Source organism: Flavobacterium arsenatis (assembly GCF_031456785.1).
GTDB lineage: Bacteria > Bacteroidota > Bacteroidia > Flavobacteriales > Flavobacteriaceae > Flavobacterium > Flavobacterium arsenatis.
On record NZ_JAVDVI010000004.1, the window covers coordinates 111,707 to 133,108 of the forward strand.

Genomic DNA, 21,402 nt, shown 5'->3' on the forward strand with positions numbered 1-21,402 from the left:
ATTGTTGTTCTTAATTATTCGAAATCGTTTAGTAACTCTACTGCTTTTTGTGGTTGCATTGAAACAAAATAGCCAAAAATACGGTCTAATTTTGCCTGAATTTCGCCATTTCCTTTGTATTCAATTCTCAAATCGTATAATTTGCTAATTTCGGGAAAAACATTTACAGTTGATTGAACTCCTGCAAAAGCTTTTACCTTTTCAACATACGAATAACCAAATTCCAAAGTTGGTTCGATCATTGTTCCTTCTCCGAAATCGTTCCAAGTAATCAATTGCAAATGGCCAACACCTGCATTTTTTGCCAAAGTAAGCGTTTCATCTAAAGTTGCCCCGTTGTTGTGTTCGATTGTCCACCCGATGGCTTCTCCGCCTCCACCTTCTGCATAGAAATCACGGAAACCCGGATAGGCACTTCCCATTCCTACACCTAGATTTGGGAGTGAGTTGGCATAGAAATTAGAAAGGTGCGAATTATCCTGATATACCCACGAATATTCTCCCGAAGCGTTGGCTCCTGCATCTGCAGATTCATACCATAAAGTCAAGAAAGTTGGCTTTGGATTTACGGAACTGAAAACATTTGTCCATTCGTCTGGAGTTTGCAAGGTGATAGGTCCGAAATTCAGCAACAAAGGTTTATCATTGATTTTGATGTAATTGCTGTCGCCAAAATAATTGGATTGCAGGAAAGCCATGTCGGTCTTTGCAGCACTCACTGTTGTGGTTGCCAATCCTGCATTTACGATATTGGTCAGGAAACGATCTTCATATACAATTGCATATTCCAAACCAACTTTGTCGAGCATTTGCACAAGGGCATCGGTATTTTCCTTTACCATTCTGTAATCGTTAACGTCATAGGTTCCGTACCAATCTATCAAAAGACCATCGACTCCGGCATATTTCATCATCAATAAATGGTTTTCCAAAACATTTTTATCACCTGAATGGTAAGGTCCAATCATCGGATAATAATGTGCCGCAATTTCTCTTTTTCCGTTTGCATTCACATTGTCCGGGTTCTTGTTGGCCATTGTCCAATGATAGCCCCAAGTGTTGTTTCCGCTGCTTTCCTTGCTTTCAAACCAAGCCATATAATGCATATATATCTTCGTTTCATTGGTTTTTGTAACCGCTACCGGCTCAAAGGTTTGTGCAGACAACTTGGAATCCTTATTGTCGTTTTCACAACTCATCAGGGTGAAAATTCCCATTAGAAGTGCGAGTATCATTGTGCTATTTTTTTTCATTTTAATAATTTAAGAGGTTTAAAAAGCCAGCCTTCGTAAAACTAACCAAAAGTTTGAAGGCTGACTCTTTCATCTAATTTGGATATCCAGGATTCTGGTTCAAATTGTTATTGGTGCTCAAAACCGAAGCCGGAATCGGGAAAATTGCTCTTGTTGCAGGAGTTGTTCCTTTTTCCCACCATGGTTGGAAGAATGTTCCGAAACGGATGTTATCGGTTCTTCTTCTTCCTTCAAAGATGAATTCGCGAAGCAATTCTTTGTCAATGAATTCCAAATCTATAGTAGCTGGCATTTCAGTTCCTGCACGAAGCGTAATTTGCTCTACAAAAGGAGTAGCAAGACCTGGCGAACCAAGACGAACATAACATTCGGCCTGCATCATCAGGATTTCCGCATATCGGATCACTACCCAGTCATGGTCGCGTTCCCATCTTTCTCCCGCTTTCATTTCATATTTGTGCAATCTCACTCCTTCGTTTTGCTTTGCATCCGTAAAGTTTACAATTTCTTCGGTATAAGTCAATGGTTCTCCACTGTCCATAATGATTACATTTCCTGTCGCCATATTGATCTGGTCGCCAGCTAACATCGATTTTTTTCTCTTGTCTGTATCTTCAAAAGAAGAATAAACTCCAGGTTGAGCACAAATTCCGTTTCCACTCCATTGATAATCTCCTGTTGGCGACATCGTCAATCGGTGTAAATAATGGCAACTCATAGAAGACAAATAGTTTCCGACAGTTCCTGCAGCTGAATCATAAGGTATCGCCAAAATAATTTCTGGAGAAGTTTGATTTTCCGTCAAGAAACTTGCAAAATAATCGGGTGCCAAAGTATATCCTGTTACTTTCTGGCACATTTCGATACATTCTGTCCAACGAGGCACTCCAACATAAGCTTCAGAATTCAGATACAATCGTGCCAATAACGAATAGGCAACACTTTGCGTGAATTTAGAATATACTTTATTCGCTGGCAAAAGTGGCACTGCTTCCAACAATTCGGACTCTACAAAATCATAAACTTGCTGACGGGAAGAATTCGATGGCAAGCCTTGATCTTCGAAATCGGTTACAATTGGCACATTACCAAACATATCCAAAAGGGTATAATAGTAATAGGCACGGATGGATTTCAACTCCGCATAAATGGGAGCTTTTGCCTCATCGGATAATCCTGATTTGTCAATTTGATAGATGATCGAGTTGATTTTTGCAATTCCCGTGTAGCAATAACGCCAAGAAGACAAAATCATACGGTTGTCTGAATTCCATAAATGACGTTGAGCGTCTTGGTATTGACCTCCATCAAACCAGTCGGTTCCTCTTGTTGGAATTGTAGCCTCATCCGAAGCGACTTCATTCAAAAAGAAAACATATTCACAAGTTGGATAGGAATTTGAAATGGCATCGCCAAAACCTCTCAACGAAGAATAAGCACCACCAACAAGGGCTTGGATTTCCCCCGGAGTTTGCCCAAAGTCGCCGTCTTCTACCCTGTCGTATAATTCTTCATCCAAATCGGTACAAGAATAGGTAAACAGTGTACTTGCTATTACAATTGCAGCTATTATTTTGATTTTCATTTTTCTAAATTTTATATTTTTCAATTCTTAATTTGCCAAGGTAAAATTCAAACCAAACGAAATTGTTGTTGGTCTTGGATAGTTGTTGAACCTGTCGATTCCAGGATTTGATAATCCTGTTAGGTCAATCTCTGGGTCAACTCCGCTGTATTTTGTGAATACGGCCAAGTTTTCTCCTAAAACGTACAATCTCAATTTAGTACCTGCTTTCTTAAACGGCATTGTATAGCCTAAAGTTACGGTTTGCAAACGGAAGAAAGAAGCATCTTCAATCCAATAGCTTGAGAATTTTGGAGCAGAAGTGATGCCACTTGTCAAGTAATCATCAGCAACGTTATAAGCCGGAAGCCTGTTTGAATCATACAACATCATATCGGTTGCATTCAAAACTTCCTGACCGAAACTTCCGTATCCTGTAAATCCAGCATCAAAATTTCCGTAGTTGAAATTCATTCCCAAACCGATTGTAAAGTCAGGCTGAACGTCTCCGATTGCTTTTTCCTCAGTTCCTAGGATGATTTCTCCGCTTTCATCAACGCCAAGACTCTCATAACCCCAGAATGTTCCAACAGGATATCCTTCGGCAATGATTTGAGAAAATTGGTTGGACATTCCTGAAAGACCATGTAATGATCCGCTGAAAATTTCATCCGTTTCATAAATCTGGTTCGAAAGCTTTTCGATTTTCTGCTTGTTTTTAGCAAAAACTACGTTGGCATCCCAAGTAAATTTATCACCACGAACGATGTTTGCATTCAAAGTCAACTCGATACCTTTATTGGACAATTCTCCAACGTTGGCAAGCATTGTTCCAACCAAATAAGGAGGTTGTGGCACTTGATAGGTGTACAATAAATCCTTTGTTTGCTTGTTATACCATTCAAACGAACCTGTTATTCTATTGAAAAGACTAAAGTCGATACCGATGTTGGTTTGAGCCGTAGATTCCCACTTCAAATCTGGATTTGGATTCTGGGTTGGCGAATAGGCCAAACTCCAAGTTCCTGTAACCGGATCATAATAACTGTCCTGGCCTACTCCTAAAATGGATAATGATTTGTATTCTCCAATTCCGTCTTGGTTACCCGTTACACCATAACCTACTCTGAATTTCAAGTTGGTCAACCAATTTTCGGTAGGTTGCATGAAGCTTTCTCTACTGATTGTCCAAGCAGCAGAAGCAGATGGAAAAACACCCCATTTGTTGTTTGATCCAAAACGGCTTGATCCATCACGTCTAACTGTACCTGTAAACATATATTTTCCGTCATAAGAATAATTTGCTCTACCGAAGAAGGAAGCAAGATTTGATTTTCCTTTATATGAATAAACATCTCCCAAACGATAATTATAACCCGCTCCTAAATTGTTGTATCCAAAAAGATCCGTTTCAAAACCGCTTCTTTGAGCTCCAAATCCTTCATAGATATTTTCAAGGTAAGAATAACCCACCATTGCATTCACACTGTGGTTTCCTAATAATTTAGTATAATTCAAGTAAGCTTCGATTTGAGCATTTGTGAATTCACCATAGGTTTTTTGGGCATATCCTCTTTCAGACAAACCTTCCAAAACTGCATAAGAAGGCTTGTAAGTGCTTCCTTTCATGGCATTGTGTTCCAATGAAGTATTTACCACCGCCAAGAAATCATTAAACAATTTGGCTTCGGTTTTAAAGTATCCTAAAAGTCGGTGGCGTTTGTTGTCAACAGTTCTGTTGGTTAAAATTTCAACTGGATTTTCGTAAAGCGTTCCTCCAACCGAAGTGAATTTTCCATCTGGACCATAAACTGGAATGGTTGGATTCAAGTTGATGGCACGTTCGAAGATTCTGTAATCCAACGGACTCCATTTGTCGATGTTGGCATACAATCCCATATCAAATTTCAAGGCTTTGTCCAAAACATATTGATAGGTGCTGATGTTGGCACTCAATCGTTCAAGGCCAGTCGTTTTGATGATTCCTTCATTATTAAAGAACGATAGAGAAGTTCTCAAACCACTGAATTCATTTCCAGAATTGATGCTTAAAGTATGTGATTGTGTGTAAGCTTTTTGCTGCAATTCCTTCTGCCAATTTGTGTTTCCTCCAAAATCAATCGCATCTGTAATATTGTTTTCGCGAACATAACCTCTCCATTGGTCTGCCGAAAGCAAATCCAAACGGTTTGAAGCAAATCCAACTCCTGTGAAGCCATTATAGTTTACAGATAATCCTTTTGTTCCTCCTTTAGTTGTGATGATGATTACACCATTTGCACCTCTGGAACCGTAGATTGCCGTTGCCGAAGCATCTTTTAAAACATCAATCGATTTTATATCTCCTGGTTGAACGACATTGATATCCACACCTGCAATTCCATCCACAACAATCAAAGGATTGTTACTTGCTGTTAAAGATGTTCCTCCTCTCAATCGGATGGAAGAACCTCCACTTGGATCACCAGTTCCACGGGTAATCGTCAAACCAGCAATTTTTCCTTGCAATACTTGTTCGGTAGAAGAAATAGCTCCTTTCACCAAATCATCAGCCCCGATGGTTGAAATGGCACCTGTCAAATCTGATTTTCGCATCGTTCCGTATCCAACAGAAACAAGCTCAACTGCATCAAGCATAAAAGTATCTTCCTGCAAGGTAATGGCTATTGTTTTTGTATTTGCATCGATAGGAAGACTTTGCGTCACGAAGCCTACATAGGAGATTTCAATCGTATTTCCTGTTGTAACCTGCATCGAGAATTTTCCATCGGCATCGGTAACAGAAACGTTTGTCGTTCCTGTTTCGGCAACGGTTACTCCTGGTAACGGCAAGTTCGAATTATCGTTGATGACACCCGAAATCAATTTTTTATCCTGTGCAAATATTCCTGCAGAAAGAAAAAGCATGAAAATCATGAATACCAACGAAGTATTTGTCCACTTGAAATGGACATTTTTTGTATTTGTACTATTCATTAGAATTGTTTTTAGTTGATAGTGAAATTATTAATCTACCGTTTTCAACGGAATGGTCGTGTCAGAAATAACATTGTTGTTGTTATCCTTCACCAAAACATGGATTGAAGTCAGGTTTTCCACATTTTGAAGTGGCGTTACCAAATTCACGAATCCTTTTATTTCTGCTACTCCTCCCATAAATTCACCCGTCAGTACAACATCATTGGCAGTAATCGTGTAAACAAGCTTGTTCACACCCGGTTCATTATTTTTTCTGATGATTCCCAAGAAATCTTTCTTGCTCAATTGCAAAGGGAAAAAACGGAATTCTGGTGGAGGTGGCGGAATGTATTCTCCAGCATTCAAAACCTGATCTGGAGTTGTTCCAGCCCAATCGTCTTTTACCATAAGGAAAACAAGATTGTTCATCACATAGCCATCTGGTGCGTTGTAGTACTGCTTTGGAATCAAATCCATTTTATAGAAACCGTTTCCTAGATTTTTAAGTTTGGTTTTTTCTACGATTTCCGGCAACCAAGATTGGTATTCTTGCTTGATGTCCCAGTTGTTCAAACCGCTGTGCATGTGAACACTTGTGGCATTTTCAAAACCCGGCTGTAGATTGGCATTGAACAAGATACTGATTCCTTTATCCAAAGTTGGAGCTGTAGGATACGAACGGATCAATTCGTTTGCTGTATAAAAAGAAGAAAAATCCGTGTAGGCTACTTGTGCAACACCCGATTGCATTGTTCCTGTTTTGTTTTTTAGACGGAACCAGAAACCAGCACTCGAAGCAATTTCGGCAGGAGTCCTATTGAAGTATAAAGTTGGCGTAAGGGTCATACTCCAAACTAAATTCCCTTCGTAGTTTAATTTTGCAAATTCCGAAGAGTTTTCCCAGTTTCCAGCATCCGGTTCAGATGGCGACCACATCCAAAGATAGACATCGCTTTCTGCCTGAAATGTCGTAGAAGACAAATCAAAATACCAAGTAACTTGTTCATCATATTTATAGACTACTGGATACGACCACATCGCTCCAACATCTCCTGCTTCTTGCGTTTGACCCTGAATAAAGTTCGGAACCAATAGCAAGGCAAATAAAATGGTTTGTATAATTTTTTTCATATTCTTATTCGTTAATTGCTGTTAATCTGAAGATATAGGACACGAATGGAGTTCCTTCAGAAGTCCTGTTGAGTTGGATTTCCATTTCGCCGTTGCTTCCCGGAACTGAACTCAACCTTAATTCATCTGTTTTTTGCGTTTTTTGTGCATCGCTATACAAATAAATCATCAGAGGCGTTTGACCAGTTGGCTGAAAAGCCGTACTCAGTTCCCAATAACCCGATGGAGCAAATAATGGCGGAACATCTCCCAAAACTTCATAAGTTGTAGGTTCGTTTTTTTCATCAACATTAAAACTGATTTTAAAATCGGCATAATTAAACATCGAGCTTATGTTTTGCTCGCTTGGAGAAATAGCTGCTTTTTTTGCAACTTCATCAACCATCTTTAAATTCATCAGGCCCCATTTTCCGTTTACTTTTTCGTAAAGGGTAATTGGACCTACGTGACTGCCATCGTCAATTTTGCTGCACCCAAAAGCAAGCAAACAAACGATAGCCAACCCATAAATAATTTTACATTTCATAAATTTTGTAGTGTTAGTTAGTTAATCATTAATTCTACGAAAACGATTTCACGAAGCTAGCTGTTAAAAAAAACTAAAAAAAAATATTGGCAAAAAATCAAGATAAATTTAGATAGTTTACTGAAACAATCTCTTTGTTTTCAATCCATTACAACGTTGTAGTGATTTTAAAAATCAAGACGATATTTAGATAAATCAAGTTCTAAAATGCATAATTTTATAGGAATATGGAAAATTTAGCCGCTCTTTTTTTTAGATAATGCCAGTAGTTGAACTGATTATTATCAAAATGAAAAAATTACATTATATTTAACCAATCAAAAACACATCTAAAAAAATTGAATATTTTTGATGCTCTAACCTAAACAACCCAATGCATAGATTTCTTGTATTCCTTTTTCTTATAAGCACATTTACGATTGCAGGACAAAATTTGGATCCTTTATTGAAGGATTTGGATAAGGTTCTTTTGGATAAAAACACCTACGTTAAGAAAAAATATGCCCGGATTAACCTTCTGAAGAAAAACGTCCACAAGTTTACCGTTAGCCAAGACGACAAGAACCTTTACAGTTCTTATATGTCTTTGTTCGACGAATACAAATCGTTCAAATATGATTCGGCCTATTATTATTTGGAAGAAGCAAAATCAAAGGCTTTTCATTTAAAAAATCAACAGTTGATTTCGAAAAGCAGAATCAAGGAAGGTTTTGTGTTGCTTTCGTCTGGACTTTTCAAGGAAGCTATTGATACTTTAAGTAGCATCGACGGAGAAAAATTAGACCCAAAAAACCAGTTTGAGTATTATTCTATAAAAGCCCGGGCCTATTATGACTTGGCCGATTATACAAGAGATTTGCGGTACAACATCAATTATATCCAAAAAGGGAATCTCTATTTGGAAAAAGCGTTGGGACTCATACGTCCGAATACAAATGAATATTGGGCAACCGAAAGCCTCCGAAAGCTCAAACAGCAAGACTTTAAAGGTGCCGAAAAAGCCTTCAGTTATTGGATTGACAATTTTCAGCTTCCTGCTGAATATTATGGGATTGCCACCTCTTCGCTAGGTTATATTTATTCTGAAAAAGGAATGACCGACAAGGCAATTCACTATTTGGCTTTGGCCGCGATTGCAGATGTAAAAAATGCCACAAAAGAAACCGTTGCCTTGCGAAATCTAGCAAACGAACTCTTCAAGAAAGGTCATCTCGAAGAAGCCAACCGCTACATCAACCTCGCAATGGACGATGCGACTTTTTATGATGCAAGACATCGAAAGATTGAAATCTCCTCCATCCTACCGATTATCGAAAAGGCACAGCTCAACAAAGTGAAGGACAAAAATGATATGCTTGAAAAAATCGTGATACTTTTGACCGTTTTGGCTCTTATTATCGTTTTGTTTTTGGTAATCATCTTCAAGCAATTGAAAGAGCGGAATGCTTCCCGAAAAGTAATGGCCGATTCCTACAGCAAGTTGCAGGAAATGAACATCAGCCTGACGGAAGCCAATACCATCAAGGAAGAATATATTGCTTATTTTATCAAGGCTACTTCCGACCTTATCAATAAGATTGATCACATCCAGAAAAGTACCATCCAGAAAGTGATTGCCAAAAAAACCGATGAAATCATATCCAATTTAAACCGTTATAACGTAAACAAGGAACGTGAAAACCTTTTTCATCAATTTGATGATATTTTTTTGAAACTGTTCCCAACATTTGTTTCGGATTTTAATGCCTTGTTTCCACCCGATCATAGAAGCATCATCAAGAAAGGAGAACTTTTGAACACAGAATTACGCATTTTTGCACTTTACCGTCTCGGAATTCAAGACAGCAACCAAATTGCCGATTTCTTGGAATTATCGGTGACGACTATTTATACGTATAAAACCAGAATCAAAAGCAAATCGGATCATAAGGAGGTTTTTGAAGAAAAAATTATGGCGATAAAAACTATCTAATTTAAACACGAATTGCACGAATTCTCACAAATGATTTCGTGAGAATTAGTGCAATTTATGTCTGAATGTTTGGGCAATTTTTAAAATCCGTTTTTCAATTGATGATTGATGTCTCAAATTTAAAAACAAAAAATTTAGAAATTCCTGTGCAAACAAGACAAACTAAAGGGGGATTTTGAGCCTCAATACCTTACCTATTTATTTCAGCTATTCATTGATTTTATAAGGAGCTCCTGAACCTGTTTCCAAATACGCTTTTAAACTGCCTGTGAATTGTTGCCAGCCGTTTGAGCAAATTTCATAGCATTCAATTTCATGGTCAAGTCCAATATGGGTAAGTTTCAGAGCAACATCGTTACCTTTCTCTTCTATTTTCCAAACAATCGTGGTTCCAATCCATTCTTTTTGATTGTTTAATTCTGGAATATTGATCAATGAATCTTCTATATGCCAAACCACTTTTGAATTGGAAACCAACTCTTCAATACGTATAGTTTTAAATACGTTTTCTCCGAAACGAACCGTAAACGAGTTTCCAACTTCGCTTGCACTTCCTTCAAACATCTCGGTCCACCAAAGTGGAATTTCTTGAGTCAAGGCTTTGAACAGTTGAGTTGCTGTAGTATTGATTGTACTACTTGAATTGTAATTTCCCATAACTTGAAACTTATTTTTTGATTAATTTATGAATTCAAATTTAGAGACTAATCCTGCAGAAATTTGTGTGTAAATAGGACAAATGAAAGGGGGATTTTGGGCTATTGGTCTTTGATTTACAAAACCTTGAAGTATGGAAATGAAGAATTATTTTAACGACTATTTCTCTGCTCCAAATACATTTCAGGACTAAAAACAGCTAGTTCACTATTTTGAAAATCTTTTATATTCCGTGTCACAATAATACTGATTGAACCATTATTGACTGCAGAAAAATTTTGTAAGGCATCTTCAAAGTCTTTGAAATTTGAATTTAAAGAATCGAGGATTGTATTTTTATCTACTTGGATAATGTCTAAAATAGATAAAAGTTGTTTTAGCTTTTCAATAATGATTTCGTGCTTTGATGTTTTTTTTAAAAGATAATAAACATTAGATATTATTACTGGTGTAGTAAATCCCTTTATCGTATTGTTTTCACAAAGCACCAATACTTCTGAAGCATATTGAGCAAAAGGATCTCTATCAAAAAAGAAATCGAGAATTACATCGGTATCAATAAGGACATGATCGATCATAAATATTTTTTTTCAAGTCTGTCTCTTAATTCTTTTTTATAATCAAAATCAGCAGGCATCTTGAACGAACCTTTCAATGATTTTACAACAGGCGATAGTGATACACTTTCTTTCTTTTCTTCCTTGGTTATTAGTTTTAGATAATTCTCAATAATATCTGAAAGACTGCGATTTTTTTGCTTTGCATATTCCTTTGCTTTCTGTATAAGTTCTTGTTCTATTGTCAAAGTCAGCTTTGTATTCATGGTAATTTAATTTGAAAACAAATATAAGAAAAATTATCACACGTGTATATTTTAAAATTTATACACGTATTTAAAAGCTTTTTTTCAATTCTTGTATCCAACTTTCTTCTCCGTGTATCCACCAGTTCGGTTAGAATGAACAACTTTCCTATCCGAGTGAATAATTTTCAAATCCGAATAAGCAACTTTTTAGTTCGGGTACAATTCCACACCCAAAAATCTGAAATCTGAAATCTAAAGTCTAAAATTTAAGCTCCCTCATTGTAATCTTGCAACAAAATCCCCATTTACTGTAATCATTTCGAGGCTATTAAAGGATAAATTTGTATATGACCTTATAAACCCAAATTGAACAAACTTAAAAAGAATTTGCTATGAGTACTTTAACAACAGACCCAAACACAACTCCCGAAACTAGGAATTTTTCTAAAAGGGATGCAAGCGGAACCGATCCGAACCGTTATGCCACTTATTCTGAAGAAGAATGCTCTAAAATTTTGAACAGCGATTGTCCTCCCAATAGTCTCATTCCAGGGGTGAAGGCCAATGTGAGTACGATTGAAAGAATCCTGATGGTTGTTGCCGGAGGCTATTTGCTCTACAACGGACTTTCGGGAAAAAACAAAAGCGTAGCACAAAGTATTGCTGGAGGTACTATGCTTGCACGAGGAATTGGTGGCTATTGTCCCGTTTATGACGCAGTTGATAAAAACAAAAGCTTAAAAAGCTCAAATGTGAATATCCGAACATCCGTAACCATTGACCGACCTGTGAATGAAGTGTATGATTTTTGGAGAAACCTCGAAAACCTTCCGAAATTTATGCAACACCTAGAAACCGTTGTTGAAAAGGATAATGTTACTTCGCATTGGACAGCCAAAGGTCCGGGTGGAATTGGCCGATTGAGCTGGGATGCTAATATCCTAATGGACGAAAGAGGCAAAATGTTGAGCTGGCATTCGCTTCCTGAATCAACCATTGACAATGCTGGTAAAGTATTGTTTAAGGAAAACGGAATTGGCGGTACAGATTTGGACGTAACTATTTCCTATCATGCTCCACTAGGAGTTGCCGGAGAAGCAGGTGCTAAATTACTTAATCCGCTTTTTGAAAAAATGGTGAATAGCGATATAGAGAATCTGAAAGCTTTTTTGGAGACAGGTAAAATCGAAAAAACGATATAACATATTGAAGAACCCCAAGTTGGAAAGACATCGGATCATAAGTAGCAATATTTAAGTTTCGGTGTTTTTTTTTAAACCTAAAAATAAAATGCTATGAATACACAAGATAATAATAGAAAAGAAAGAGAAGATGTTCCAAGGGACATCAATGCCGATGAAACTGGATTTGAACATCCTGCCAAAAAAATAAAATCGCAAGAGAAGATCGACATCCGCGAAAGCGAGCTTGGAAGAGATTTCAGCAATTTTCAACAGGATGAACATATTGAAGACAGCATTACACAGGTTGATAAAGGAACCATAAAGCTCCAAGAAGACAAAAAGGAAAATCCTGATGCCGATTTGAAAGATGAAATCAATGAGGATGACAACCGTGATCATAATGACAGCACAAAAGATTGGGATGCTGAAAACAGCAGAACAGGAAGGCATAAGTGAAATCGAAAGATTGAAGATTGAAGATTTAAAGATTGAAGGATTTAAAATTTTTAGTTTTTAATTTTTAATTTTTAATTCTCAATAGCTGAATAATGAAACTTAAAGGACAAATGTTATAAGATAAAGCGTTTTGAATGGAGGAAATTTATACTAATGGAAACATGCCATAAATCAAAATAAAAAGTATTGCTATGAAAGAAAAAGACCCGAAAATTACAGAAAATGCAAAGCTGGCCGACTTGGCCCAAGACAAATCCGACGGTACAAATCAATTTATGACCACTGACCAAGGTGTAAAAATAAATGACGATAACAATTCGCTAAAGGCTGGCGACAGAGGTCCATCCTTATTAGAAGATTTTATCCTTCGTGAAAAAATCACCCATTTTGACCACGAACGTATTCCAGAAAGAATCGTTCACGCCAGAGGTTCTGCCGCTCACGGTTATTTTCAACCGAATGCCGAAGCTAAAAAATATACCAAAGCTGGATTTTTGCAGGATCCAAACAGTACGACACCCGTATTTGTTCGTTTTTCTACAGTTGCAGGTTTTAGAGGATCAACCGATATGGCACGTGATGTTCGCGGATTTGCAGTTAAATTTTATACACAGGAAGGAAATTTTGATTTAGTGGGAAATAATGTTCCAGTCTTTTTTATTCAAGATGCCTCCAAGTTTCCCGATTTGATTCATGCCGTAAAGCCTGAACCGCACAACGAAATGCCACAGGCTGCATCCGCTCACGATACGTTTTGGGATTTTATTTCGCTGATGCCGGAATCGATGCACATGATCATGTGGGCGATGTCGGACAGGGCGATTCCAAGAAGCTACCGAATGATGGAAGGCTTTGGAGTACACACCTTCAGGTTCATCAACGAAAAGAATGAATCGAATTTTGTGAAGTTTCATTGGAAACCTAAATTGGGAACACATGCCGTAGTTTGGGACGAAGCCGTAAAGATTTCCGGAAACGATCCCGATTTTCACCGACGTGATTTGTGGGAAGCCATCGATGCAGGCAATTTTCCAGAATGGGAACTAGGCGTTCAAGTTATCCCAGAAGCCGACGAACATAAATTTGATTTTGATTTATTAGACCCAACCAAAATTGTTCCCGAAGAATTGGTTCCCATTACCATCATTGGAAAAATGGTCTTGAACAGAAATCCAGATAATTTCTTTGCCGAAACCGAACAGGTGGCGTTTCATCCAGGACATGTAGTTCCAGGAATTGATTTTACAAACGATCCGCTCCTTCAAGGACGATTGTTCTCCTATACCGATACCCAGCTTTCTAGATTGGGAAGTCCGAACTTTCACGAAATTCCAATCAACCGACCGATTGCTCCACTGCACAACAACCAACGTGACGGACACATGCGTCAAGAAATAAATGTTGGTCGAGTGAGCTATCATCCTAATTCCCTTGGCGGAGGCTGTCCTTATCAGGCTAAAATTGCCGAAGGAGGTTTTGCCAGTTTCAACGAAAGGATTGATGCGAAGAAAGTGCGAGAAAGAAGCGATAGTTTTGCCGATCATTTCAGTCAGGCAAAATTGTTCTACGAAAGTCAGACAGCTGTTGAGCAAGACCATATCATTAATGCACTGCGATTTGAATTGAGCAAGGTTGAAGTGCCTGCTATCCGTGAAAGAATGTTGGGATTATTATCTCAAATAGATAAAAAATTAGCCGAATCTGTAGCAGTAGTGTTGGGAATTCCAGTTCCAAAATCGCCTGAAAAACCAATGAATCATGGAGTTGGAGCCGATGACGAAGGCAAACAAGAACCAAAACCTTTGGTGAAATATGCCCAAACATCTGATGCTTTGAGTATGATTAAAAACAAGCACAATTCAGATACTATTGAAACAAGAATGGTTGCGTTTTTATGTGCAGATGGTGTTGAAGGTGCATCGGTGAACACTATGAAAAATACCTTGGAGAAAGAAGGTGCCACGGTGAAAATCATCGGAACAAATTCTACCGTCCTCAAAACTGCCGAAGGAAAAGAGTTGAAAGTAGATCATAATTTGCTAACGGTTTCGTCTGTCTTGTTTGATGCCGTATTCATTCCTGCAGGAGAAGAAAGTGTGAACCGATTGAAGGAAGAAGACAAGATACCTGAATTTTTGAACGATACCTACAAGCATTGCAAAGTGATTGGAGCCGAAAGAGATGGAATAGATTTGCTGAATGAAGTTGATTTTATCACTACTCTTTCTGAAAAGAAATTGATCGAACACGGTATTATCACCAATGATGAAGAGCAGAACGACAATTTTGCAACTGATTTTATAACTGCAATGAAACAGCATCGTTTCTGGATCAGGGAAAAACCACTAAAAAATTAAAAATTCTAAAGCTATGGAAAATTCAAACGACAGTAACGAAGAATACATCGGAGGAATTGCTAAAAAAATTTCAGACGGTTTTTACATCAACGTTACCCGGATACCGACACATCATATTGATTATGATCAAAGTGAAATTGAAGCAACTGGTCAAGTTTCTGAAGATGAAAAATCGGAAAGGAACCGAAAAGATAATCTGCGGGATGAGAACGATTCAGATCCTGATGATTCAGGAAATGAAACCATCGGAATTCCGTGATTAGTTTTTGTTTTAGTTTTAATAGGGCGGAAGTTTCGGCTTCCGCTTTTTTTATTATAAAATTTAAAATATTGTAATATGAAAAAGATACTAATTTTTGGGATAATCATGCTGTTTGCAATTGGTGCAAATGCCCAACAAAAAGGAACCAGATACAATGATACTATTGCTTCTCCTCCAACTCCACCTCCGTCTGCCGAAATAAATCGAGCCAATAAAATAGAAGGTGTGAAGATGCAAAGCAATGGTGCAATTGATGCCGAAAAACAAGCTAAAGACAAAGGAAGTACAAAAAATCAAACGCAGGTAAATCCTGAAAAGATGGCTCCAATTGTTGGCGATACAGTCAGAAGGCCAAAACCAATACAACAATAATCAACGAACTAGATTTTTAGAGATTAATGTGTTTCAACAGCAATAAAAAAAAAGCGAAAATATTTTCTTTTCGCTTTTTTACTTTTAAATTATTTCTCTAAAATATATCTTACTTTTCAAATTCCTTTAAAGTATTGATGATGATGCTAACACAATCTAAAAGTTGCTCTTCGTTCATTACCAAAGGTGGTGCAAAACGGATGATGTTTCCGTGAGTTGGTTTGGCAAGAAGTCCATTATCGCGAAGACGCATACAAATGTTCCAAGCCGTATCGCTTTCTTCTGTATCATTGATGACAATTGCATTCAGCAAACCTTTTCCTCTCACAAGTGTTGCAATATTTGATTTCTCAACAAACTGACCGATTTTCTCTCTGAAAATTTTTCCTAGATTTTCGGCATTTTCAGCTAATTTTTCGTCTTTTACAACTTCCAAAGCGGCAACGGCAACAGCAGCGGCAACAGGATTTCCTCCAAAAGTAGAACCGTGTTGTCCTGGCTTGATGACATTCATAATGCTATCGTTTGCCAATACTGCCGAAACTGGATATACGCCACCCGAAATAGCTTTTCCTAAAATCAAGATGTCCGGTTGCACATTTTCGTGGTGAACGGCCAATAATTTTCCTGTTCGTGCAATTCCCGTTTGCACTTCATCGGCAATAAACAAGGCGTTGTGTTTTTCGCAAAGTGCTTTCGCTTTCGCTAGATATCCCTCTGATGGAACATACACTCCGGCTTCGCCCTGAATTGGTTCTACAAGAAAACCCGCAATATTTTTGGTTGATGACAATGCTTCTTCCAAAGCATCCAAATCATCATAAGCAATCTTGATGAATCCTGCCGTATAAGGTCCGAAGTTTTTTCGGGCATTTTCGTCATTCGAAAAAGAGATGATTGTTGTGGTTCTTCCGTGGAAATTGCCTTCGCAAACAATAATCTGTGCTTCGTGTTCTTCAACGCCTTTCACTTCATAAGCCCATTTTCTGCACAGTTTTAAAGCCGTTTCAACAGCTTCTGCACCTGTATTCATTGGCAAAACCTTGTCAAAACCGAACGTTTCAGTGATGTATTTTTCGTAAGGTCCCAATTGATCATTGAAAAAAGCCCTAGAAGTTAATGTCAAGGTTTGAGCCTGACTGATCATTGCATTCACAATTTTAGGATGGCAATGCCCTTGATTTACAGCCGAATAGGCGGAAAGAAAATCATAATATTTTTTCCCTTCCACATCCCAAACATAAACACCTTCACCTCTACTCAAAACAACCGGAAGCGGATGATAATTATGGGCTCCGTATTTGTTTTCTAAATTTATGATTTCCTCTGTCCCGAAGTGTCGGGATGTTTTTTCTAAAACTGCCATTATAACTATATTTTTAAATAATGCTATACAATTCCTACTTATGGAGAGAAATCATCCTATATTCTACAAAATTAATAAAAATAAATCTTCCAAACTGATTATTCTTCAATCATTAGATAAATGTTTGCAGCTCCTATAAAAATAAAATTCCATCTCCTGATTACTCAAGAAATGGAAATTTTTGATAATTCAATTCTTTATGCCAATGTAGCTGAAGAAGTTATCTTGGTATCCAATAATCTGGAGATTGGACAGTTTTTTTCAGCTTTGGAAACCAATTCTTGGAATTTATCTTCTGAAATATCCTTTACTTTTCCAGTAACGGTAAGGTGCGAACCTACAACACTTCCGTCTTGAAAATCGACATCGCATTTTGTTTCAAGGCTTTCCACTTCAAAACCTTCTTCGGTTATGTAGGCCGAAAGTTGCATTGTGAAACAGCCTGAATGAGCCGCTGCGATAAGTTCTTCCGGGTTTGTCCCGATTCCGTCCTCAAAACGGGTCTTGAACGAATATTGAGATTGGTCTAATACTTTACTTTGAGTGGTTAATGTTCCGGCTCCTTCTTTTACAGAACCTTTCCAAACTGCAGTTGCATTTCTTTTCATAATTGGGGTGTTTTTTATTGATTAATTTATCTCAAATTTACTCCTTTAAAACAGGAACAACATTATCAAATTATCATTTTTAACAAAAATAAAACAGTCTAGAAAATTGAGTCACTTTATTGTCTGCTCTAAATAGAAAAGAATAAAGTGTGTTATTCTTTTTGAAGATCTTCTTGATGCTCCATTTTTCCTTTCTCAAATTTATTCTTCCTAAGATTCATTCCATAGGTATAATTGGTAGAAAGAATCACATCGTTGCAATCGAAATGCTTGATGACGCCATTGTTTTGCAAGGCCACGACCCAGCAGGTATTTTGATGCATTCCGTAATCTATAATAAAAATGGCCTGGCCTGTTCCAAGAGGTGTTTCAACAAGGATTGAAGGTTTTAATTGATGTATCATAGCGGATTATTTTTTTATAAATTTAACCGACTTATGATTCTCAAATTTATATGATTTTTGGAATTACTTATAGCTTTCACGCTTGAAAAATTCTTAACATAACAATCAAAATGCATAAAAAAATCCCGACGAATCGGGATTTAAAATTATCTGGAAAATTTTTATTGCCTTGTGAACAAAATGATTTCTCCATCCTCACCTTGAATTTTCAATTCGGTGGCGGTTAGTAATAGAATGTCGGCCGTTTCCACTTGATTACCTTCGTAGCTAACCGTTAATGTATTTCCGTTTTTGATGTAGGTTCCGGTATCTGTAAAAACCTCGCAAGGAGAATTAAAAGAGTCGTAGTCCACATCATTGAAAACGCCATTGGCTGTCAGTTCAACGTAATCTTTGGCACAACCCTCTTCGTGGTCGGGATAATCAATGAGCAGATTTCCAGTTCCTACTTTAGAGTAGGTCCATTTTCCAACGATTGAGGCATCTGTGCCTGTTGGGTTTCCGTTGTCGTCGCTTCCGCATGAGCCTAATGATAGTGCCAATGCAGATAAGAATAGAATGCTTACTTTTTTCATAGCTGTAGTATTTAATTTACTACAAATTAAGCCTTATAGATTTTAAATTCAAGTTTATAAGGAAAGTATTAACATATAGATTCTCAATGAGGAAGCTTGTCTTTTAGCAATCCGTAGATAAAAGTGCCGATCATGGCTCCAAGGAGGATTACGGCAACGCTCCAAAATCCGGCTCCAATTAGGATGAAAATAGGTCCTGGACAAGCACCAACCAAAGCCCAACCCAAACCGAAGAACAATCCTCCAACCCAGTAACGGAAGGAACCTTTTTCTTTGTCGGCTATCACGATTGGTTTTCCTTGAATGTCCTTGATGTTGTTTCTTTTGATGATTTGGAGGCCGATGATTCCCGTGAAAACGGCTACACCAATAATTCCGTACATGTGGAAGGATTGGAACTGGAACATTTCGTAGATGCGGTACCAGGAAACGGCTTCGGATTTTGTGAGTACGATTCCGAAAAGGAAGCCAACTAATAAATATTTTATGAATTTCATTGTATGTTTTTTCTAAAAGTTAAAAGAGTGCCTTTTGTTTTTATTCTAGCCCCGATTGTAATGGAAATCCTTTTTATTTTTTCTTTAAAAATGAAAAGGATTGCAATGGAAAGCGGGAATATGGATTATTTTATGCCTAGTGTTTCGCTCCTAAAAAATAAGAGGCAAAAGGAAATGTGCCATTATCAATCCGCCAACAAAAAATCCGATGACGGCTTTCAGCGAAGGGATTTGCAGGTTGCTTAATCCTGAAATGGCGTGTCCAGAAGTGCAACCTCCAGCATAACGCGAACCAAAACCGATGAGAATTCCGCCAATTAGCAGGATGGCTAGCATTTTTGGAGAGCTGAAAACTTCGTTACCGAAAAGTGCTTGTGGAGCTAGTTTTCCGTTTGGTGCATCGATATTCATTTCTGCCAATTGCTCAATTGTTTTTGGGTTGATGTCAACATTTGTTGGGTTGCTCATATAATGTACGGCTACGAAACCGCCTATCATGGCACCAAGAAGAACGACAAGATTCCAGATTTGTGACTTCCAATCGAAGCGGAAGAATTCGGCAAATTTATCGGCTCCAGCCAAGGTGCAAAGCGTTCGGATATTGGAGGACATTCCGAAAACTTTTCCGAAATAGTTGAGCAGGAGCATGACCATCCCGATTATAAATCCTGAAACGTACCACGGCCAGGTTTGTGTAATTGAATCCATATTGGTGTTTATTTGTTGATACAAAAATAGCAATTCAAATGATTTTTAGGGCGAAATACCGAGGGATTAAAATAAACGCTTAAATTTGGGTGCTTAATTTAATGTTGAAAATGAAAAAATTTGCAATCGAAATCAAATGGGGAATCCGCTACTTTTTTGCCTTTCTTGTTTGGGTGTATGTTGAAAAGATGAGTGGCTATTACAGCGAAAAAATTGATGATTATTTGTTGTACTCAATGTTGTTCACTTTTATCGCAGTTTTCATTTATGTGATGGCGATTAACGACAAGAAGAAGAATTACTTCAACAACAATATGGACTGGAAACAGGGTTCGGTTACGGGAATCTTTATGACGATTGTAATTGCGATTTTGATGCCGTTGTGTCAAATTATCATCCATAAAGGAATGGCTCCTGAGTTTTTCCCAAATATGATTGAAAATGCTGTTGCAAAAGGGACTAAAATTGAAGATGCGAAAGCTTATTTTAATCTTTCGAGTTATATTTTCCAGAGCATATTTTCGGCACTTTCCTTTGGAGTGGTGATTTCGGCGATTGTGGCTTACTTTTTGCAAACCAAAACATTAAAAAAATAACCATGAAAATAAAAACTCTTTTTTCGGGATTGCTTTGTATGCTTGTTCTGGCTTCGTGTGTGAGTACAAAATCGACGCTTAAAAATGTAGATGACAATGCACCCGATTTGGTGCTGACGAAAAACAATGTTTTTCAGATCACGGAATACAGCAAGGATCCGAAATACGGTTACGACAAAGACTATCCAATAAATATTTTTTATAAGACTACCAAGAATGACTCCATCAACCAGCCTCGCTTTTTTAATGCCTTGGCCGGACCAAATGGCGAAAAGATATTCTTTAAAAAACTGGAAAACTGTTGTCCGTTTCCGTCCAAGAAAAGTGAATATGGAGCTGCATTGCTTGAAGTATATGAAGTGAAATGGGTTGGACAGAAGAAACCAGTCAAGCTTTATATCAACATTTATGAGAAAAGTGTGTTGATGGTTCCTGTTGGGTTTCGTTTGAAGCAGTTTTAAGTTTTAATCGAGTAGAAATTCTGGATGAATTTTAGTAGAAAAACAAAACTTAAAAGCATCAGCGTCATTAAAACTGCAAACGAACTTTCCAGAAATTGAATCCCTAAAACAAAAGCCAAACCTGTTGCAATCATTCTATTTCGATAATCGTAAAGCAGTATCTTTCCTTTTTCGAAATAAATCATCAACATCGAAATCAAACTGACTAATCCGATAAAAAACACCAAATCCTGATAATCATTATTTTGCTCGATTGTGGCAACAATTAATAGTCCGATGGAAATAAAAATTCCTAGCGATAGGGCAAGCCTGTCAATACTTGCCTTTTGTATCCAAATTTTAGATTGATTGTAGAACGAAAGGTTGAAGTTTTGGAATTCTTGTTGGCCCATGACTTTTCCAGAGAGGCATTTTCGCTTTAGGACATCAATATACATTATTGGAAAGCGATCTCTGAAATCGAGAAACAGCCCTACATTTCATTCAATTGTTTCTTGCGGTAAAATAATTTCAGACTTTAGAAAATCTAATTTTACGGTTATGCTTTTTGTATTGCTATCAATAAATAGTGATTGGTTTTCGCAATGCATGATTTTTGAAAGCAATTTCCCTTTATCGTCATAAACTTTGACTTTACGGAAATGATACCAATTATAGGGAAAAACAAGTTTTAGATTTAATTGTTTCATA

24 protein-coding genes are annotated in these 21,402 nt (G+C 37.5%); 8 read left to right on the forward strand and 16 right to left on the reverse strand.

Features of this window, described 5'->3' with window-relative positions; translation table 11 throughout:
* Window positions 1-14: 14 nt before the first annotated feature.
* From J2X31_RS05845 to J2X31_RS05865, 5 genes are all read right to left on the reverse strand, one after another.
* The gene (locus tag J2X31_RS05845; protein ID WP_310025184.1) at window positions 15-1,253 is read right to left on the reverse strand and encodes a glycoside hydrolase family 99 protein; all 1,239 of its coding nucleotides are present in this window, start codon (window positions 1,251-1,253) and stop codon (window positions 15-17) included.
* A gap of 73 nt (window positions 1,254-1,326) precedes the next feature.
* Window positions 1,327-2,838, reverse strand: coding sequence for a RagB/SusD family nutrient uptake outer membrane protein (locus tag J2X31_RS05850; RefSeq protein ID WP_310025185.1), 1,512 nt, complete (start codon window positions 2,836-2,838; stop codon window positions 1,327-1,329).
* A gap of 27 nt (window positions 2,839-2,865) precedes the next feature.
* Window positions 2,866-5,793 carry a SusC/RagA family TonB-linked outer membrane protein gene (locus J2X31_RS05855; protein WP_310025186.1) on the reverse strand — a complete coding sequence of 976 codons (2,928 nt, stop codon included), beginning with the start codon at window positions 5,791-5,793 and terminating at the stop codon, window positions 2,866-2,868.
* A gap of 30 nt (window positions 5,794-5,823) precedes the next feature.
* Window positions 5,824-6,906, reverse strand: coding sequence for a hypothetical protein (locus tag J2X31_RS05860; protein WP_310025188.1), 1,083 nt, complete (start codon window positions 6,904-6,906; stop codon window positions 5,824-5,826).
* A gap of 4 nt (window positions 6,907-6,910) precedes the next feature.
* Window positions 6,911-7,432, reverse strand: coding sequence for a DUF5004 domain-containing protein (locus J2X31_RS05865; RefSeq protein ID WP_310025190.1), 522 nt, complete (start codon window positions 7,430-7,432; stop codon window positions 6,911-6,913).
* A gap of 373 nt (window positions 7,433-7,805) precedes the next feature.
* Between J2X31_RS05865 and susR the strand changes: the two genes are divergently transcribed.
* Window positions 7,806-9,404 (forward strand): SusR family glycan utilization regulator, encoded by a 1,599-nt coding sequence (gene susR / locus J2X31_RS05870; RefSeq protein WP_310025191.1) that lies wholly within the window; start codon window positions 7,806-7,808, stop codon window positions 9,402-9,404.
* A gap of 207 nt (window positions 9,405-9,611) precedes the next feature.
* Here the strand turns inward: susR and J2X31_RS05875 are convergent, their stop codons facing one another.
* The 3 genes from J2X31_RS05875 to J2X31_RS05885 form a co-directional block, all read right to left on the reverse strand.
* The gene (locus tag J2X31_RS05875) at window positions 9,612-10,061 is read right to left on the reverse strand and encodes an SRPBCC family protein (RefSeq protein WP_310025192.1); all 450 of its coding nucleotides are present in this window, start codon (window positions 10,059-10,061) and stop codon (window positions 9,612-9,614) included.
* 152 nt (window positions 10,062-10,213) lie between these two features.
* Window positions 10,214-10,639: a type II toxin-antitoxin system VapC family toxin gene (locus tag J2X31_RS05880; protein WP_310025194.1), complete on the reverse strand. Its 426-nt coding sequence runs from the start codon at window positions 10,637-10,639 to the stop codon at window positions 10,214-10,216.
* Entirely contained in the window at window positions 10,636-10,884 is a 249-nt protein-coding gene (locus tag J2X31_RS05885) for a DUF6364 family protein (RefSeq protein ID WP_310025195.1), read from the reverse strand. The genes J2X31_RS05880 and J2X31_RS05885 overlap by 4 nt, the downstream gene beginning before the upstream one ends.
* Window positions 10,885-11,258: 374 nt before the next feature.
* Here J2X31_RS05885 and J2X31_RS05890 point away from each other — a divergent pair, with 374 nt between their 5' ends.
* The 5 genes from J2X31_RS05890 (at window position 11,259) to J2X31_RS05910 (ending at window position 15,497) form a co-directional block, all read left to right on the forward strand.
* Window positions 11,259-12,068 carry an SRPBCC family protein gene (locus J2X31_RS05890; RefSeq protein ID WP_310025197.1) on the forward strand — a complete coding sequence of 270 codons (810 nt, stop codon included), beginning with the start codon at window positions 11,259-11,261 and terminating at the stop codon, window positions 12,066-12,068.
* A 93-nt stretch (window positions 12,069-12,161) separates the two neighbouring features.
* A complete protein-coding gene (locus tag J2X31_RS05895; RefSeq protein ID WP_310025198.1) occupies window positions 12,162-12,506 on the forward strand; it encodes a hypothetical protein in 345 nt (114 codons plus the stop codon).
* 191 nt (window positions 12,507-12,697) lie between these two features.
* Window positions 12,698-14,863 (forward strand): catalase, encoded by a 2,166-nt coding sequence (locus tag J2X31_RS05900; RefSeq protein WP_310025200.1) that lies wholly within the window; start codon window positions 12,698-12,700, stop codon window positions 14,861-14,863.
* 13 nt (window positions 14,864-14,876) lie between these two features.
* Window positions 14,877-15,122, forward strand: a complete 246-nt coding sequence (locus tag J2X31_RS05905) for a hypothetical protein (protein WP_310025201.1) — start codon at window positions 14,877-14,879, stop codon at window positions 15,120-15,122.
* A 78-nt stretch (window positions 15,123-15,200) separates the two neighbouring features.
* Window positions 15,201-15,497 carry a hypothetical protein gene (locus J2X31_RS05910; RefSeq protein WP_310025203.1) on the forward strand — a complete coding sequence of 99 codons (297 nt, stop codon included), beginning with the start codon at window positions 15,201-15,203 and terminating at the stop codon, window positions 15,495-15,497.
* A gap of 109 nt (window positions 15,498-15,606) precedes the next feature.
* Here J2X31_RS05910 and rocD read toward each other — a convergent pair whose 3' ends face one another.
* The 6 genes from rocD to J2X31_RS05940 all read right to left on the reverse strand — a co-directional run bounded on the left by rocD (window position 15,607) and on the right by J2X31_RS05940 (window position 19,655).
* Window positions 15,607-16,863: an ornithine--oxo-acid transaminase gene (gene rocD, locus J2X31_RS05915; RefSeq protein ID WP_310025205.1), complete on the reverse strand. Its 1,257-nt coding sequence runs from the start codon at window positions 16,861-16,863 to the stop codon at window positions 15,607-15,609.
* A gap of 197 nt (window positions 16,864-17,060) precedes the next feature.
* Window positions 17,061-17,471 (reverse strand): OsmC family protein, encoded by a 411-nt coding sequence (locus tag J2X31_RS05920; RefSeq protein ID WP_310025207.1) that lies wholly within the window; start codon window positions 17,469-17,471, stop codon window positions 17,061-17,063.
* Window positions 17,472-17,623: 152 nt separating this feature from the next.
* Complete coding sequence (locus J2X31_RS05925; RefSeq protein ID WP_310025208.1) at window positions 17,624-17,875, reverse strand: hypothetical protein; 252 nt, start codon at window positions 17,873-17,875, stop codon at window positions 17,624-17,626.
* Between the two features lie 161 nt (window positions 17,876-18,036).
* Complete coding sequence (locus J2X31_RS05930) at window positions 18,037-18,450, reverse strand: lipocalin-like domain-containing protein (protein ID WP_310025210.1); 414 nt, start codon at window positions 18,448-18,450, stop codon at window positions 18,037-18,039.
* A gap of 83 nt (window positions 18,451-18,533) precedes the next feature.
* Window positions 18,534-18,947, reverse strand: a complete 414-nt coding sequence (locus J2X31_RS05935) for a DUF6691 family protein (protein ID WP_310025212.1) — start codon at window positions 18,945-18,947, stop codon at window positions 18,534-18,536.
* A 150-nt stretch (window positions 18,948-19,097) separates the two neighbouring features.
* A complete protein-coding gene (locus J2X31_RS05940) occupies window positions 19,098-19,655 on the reverse strand; it encodes a YeeE/YedE family protein (protein WP_310025214.1) in 558 nt (185 codons plus the stop codon).
* Between the two features lie 110 nt (window positions 19,656-19,765).
* On the opposite strand from J2X31_RS05940, the gene J2X31_RS05945 reads away from it, so the two are divergent.
* Together J2X31_RS05945 and J2X31_RS05950 are read left to right on the forward strand one after the other, a co-directional pair.
* Window positions 19,766-20,251, forward strand: a complete 486-nt coding sequence (locus tag J2X31_RS05945) for a DUF4199 domain-containing protein (RefSeq protein ID WP_310025216.1) — start codon at window positions 19,766-19,768, stop codon at window positions 20,249-20,251.
* A gap of 2 nt (window positions 20,252-20,253) precedes the next feature.
* Window positions 20,254-20,712, forward strand: coding sequence for a 2-dehydro-3-deoxyphosphooctonate aldolase (locus J2X31_RS05950; protein WP_310025218.1), 459 nt, complete (start codon window positions 20,254-20,256; stop codon window positions 20,710-20,712).
* On the opposite strand, the gene J2X31_RS05955 is transcribed toward J2X31_RS05950, so the two are convergent.
* Complete coding sequence (locus tag J2X31_RS05955; protein WP_310025219.1) at window positions 20,709-21,149, reverse strand: hypothetical protein; 441 nt, start codon at window positions 21,147-21,149, stop codon at window positions 20,709-20,711. The two genes, J2X31_RS05950 and J2X31_RS05955, sit on opposite strands and share 4 nt — an antisense overlap.
* Window positions 21,150-21,191: 42 nt before the next feature.
* Window positions 21,192-21,401, reverse strand: coding sequence for a hypothetical protein (locus J2X31_RS05960; RefSeq protein WP_310025220.1), 210 nt, complete (start codon window positions 21,399-21,401; stop codon window positions 21,192-21,194).
* Between the last annotated feature and the right edge of the window lies 1 nt (window position 21,402).

Bases quoted from the DNA above. Each gene is read 5' to 3' on its own strand.
- J2X31_RS05895 (WP_310025198.1), top strand. From the start codon at position 12,162: ATGAATACACAAGATAATAATAGAAAAGAAAGAGAAGATGTTCCAAGG.
- J2X31_RS05900 (WP_310025200.1), top strand. From the start codon at position 12,698: ATGAAAGAAAAAGACCCGAAAATTACAGAAAATGCAAAGCTGGCCGAC.
- J2X31_RS05850 (WP_310025185.1), bottom strand. From the start codon at position 2,838: ATGAAAATCAAAATAATAGCTGCAATTGTAATAGCAAGTACACTGTTT.
- J2X31_RS05865 (WP_310025190.1), bottom strand. From the start codon at position 7,432: ATGAAATGTAAAATTATTTATGGGTTGGCTATCGTTTGTTTGCTTGCT.
- susR (WP_310025191.1), top strand. From the start codon at position 7,806: ATGCATAGATTTCTTGTATTCCTTTTTCTTATAAGCACATTTACGATT.
- J2X31_RS05905 (WP_310025201.1), top strand. From the start codon at position 14,877: ATGGAAAATTCAAACGACAGTAACGAAGAATACATCGGAGGAATTGCT.
- J2X31_RS05925 (WP_310025208.1), bottom strand. From the start codon at position 17,875: ATGATACATCAATTAAAACCTTCAATCCTTGTTGAAACACCTCTTGGA.
- J2X31_RS05935 (WP_310025212.1), bottom strand. From the start codon at position 18,947: ATGAAATTCATAAAATATTTATTAGTTGGCTTCCTTTTCGGAATCGTA.
- rocD (WP_310025205.1), bottom strand. From the start codon at position 16,863: ATGGCAGTTTTAGAAAAAACATCCCGACACTTCGGGACAGAGGAAATC.
- J2X31_RS05910 (WP_310025203.1), top strand. From the start codon at position 15,201: ATGAAAAAGATACTAATTTTTGGGATAATCATGCTGTTTGCAATTGGT.
- J2X31_RS05945 (WP_310025216.1), top strand. From the start codon at position 19,766: ATGAAAAAATTTGCAATCGAAATCAAATGGGGAATCCGCTACTTTTTT.
- J2X31_RS05955 (WP_310025219.1), bottom strand. From the start codon at position 21,149: ATGTATATTGATGTCCTAAAGCGAAAATGCCTCTCTGGAAAAGTCATG.
- J2X31_RS05890 (WP_310025197.1), top strand. From the start codon at position 11,259: ATGAGTACTTTAACAACAGACCCAAACACAACTCCCGAAACTAGGAAT.
- J2X31_RS05920 (WP_310025207.1), bottom strand. From the start codon at position 17,471: ATGAAAAGAAATGCAACTGCAGTTTGGAAAGGTTCTGTAAAAGAAGGA.
- J2X31_RS05950 (WP_310025218.1), top strand. From the start codon at position 20,254: ATGAAAATAAAAACTCTTTTTTCGGGATTGCTTTGTATGCTTGTTCTG.
- J2X31_RS05960 (WP_310025220.1), bottom strand. From the start codon at position 21,401: ATGAAACAATTAAATCTAAAACTTGTTTTTCCCTATAATTGGTATCAT.
- J2X31_RS05880 (WP_310025194.1), bottom strand. From the start codon at position 10,639: ATGATCGATCATGTCCTTATTGATACCGATGTAATTCTCGATTTCTTT.
- J2X31_RS05875 (WP_310025192.1), bottom strand. From the start codon at position 10,061: ATGGGAAATTACAATTCAAGTAGTACAATCAATACTACAGCAACTCAA.
- J2X31_RS05885 (WP_310025195.1), bottom strand. From the start codon at position 10,884: ATGAATACAAAGCTGACTTTGACAATAGAACAAGAACTTATACAGAAA.
- J2X31_RS05930 (WP_310025210.1), bottom strand. From the start codon at position 18,450: ATGAAAAAAGTAAGCATTCTATTCTTATCTGCATTGGCACTATCATTA.
- J2X31_RS05860 (WP_310025188.1), bottom strand. From the start codon at position 6,906: ATGAAAAAAATTATACAAACCATTTTATTTGCCTTGCTATTGGTTCCG.
- J2X31_RS05940 (WP_310025214.1), bottom strand. From the start codon at position 19,655: ATGGATTCAATTACACAAACCTGGCCGTGGTACGTTTCAGGATTTATA.
- J2X31_RS05845 (WP_310025184.1), bottom strand. From the start codon at position 1,253: ATGAAAAAAAATAGCACAATGATACTCGCACTTCTAATGGGAATTTTC.
- J2X31_RS05855 (WP_310025186.1), bottom strand. From the start codon at position 5,793: ATGAATAGTACAAATACAAAAAATGTCCATTTCAAGTGGACAAATACT.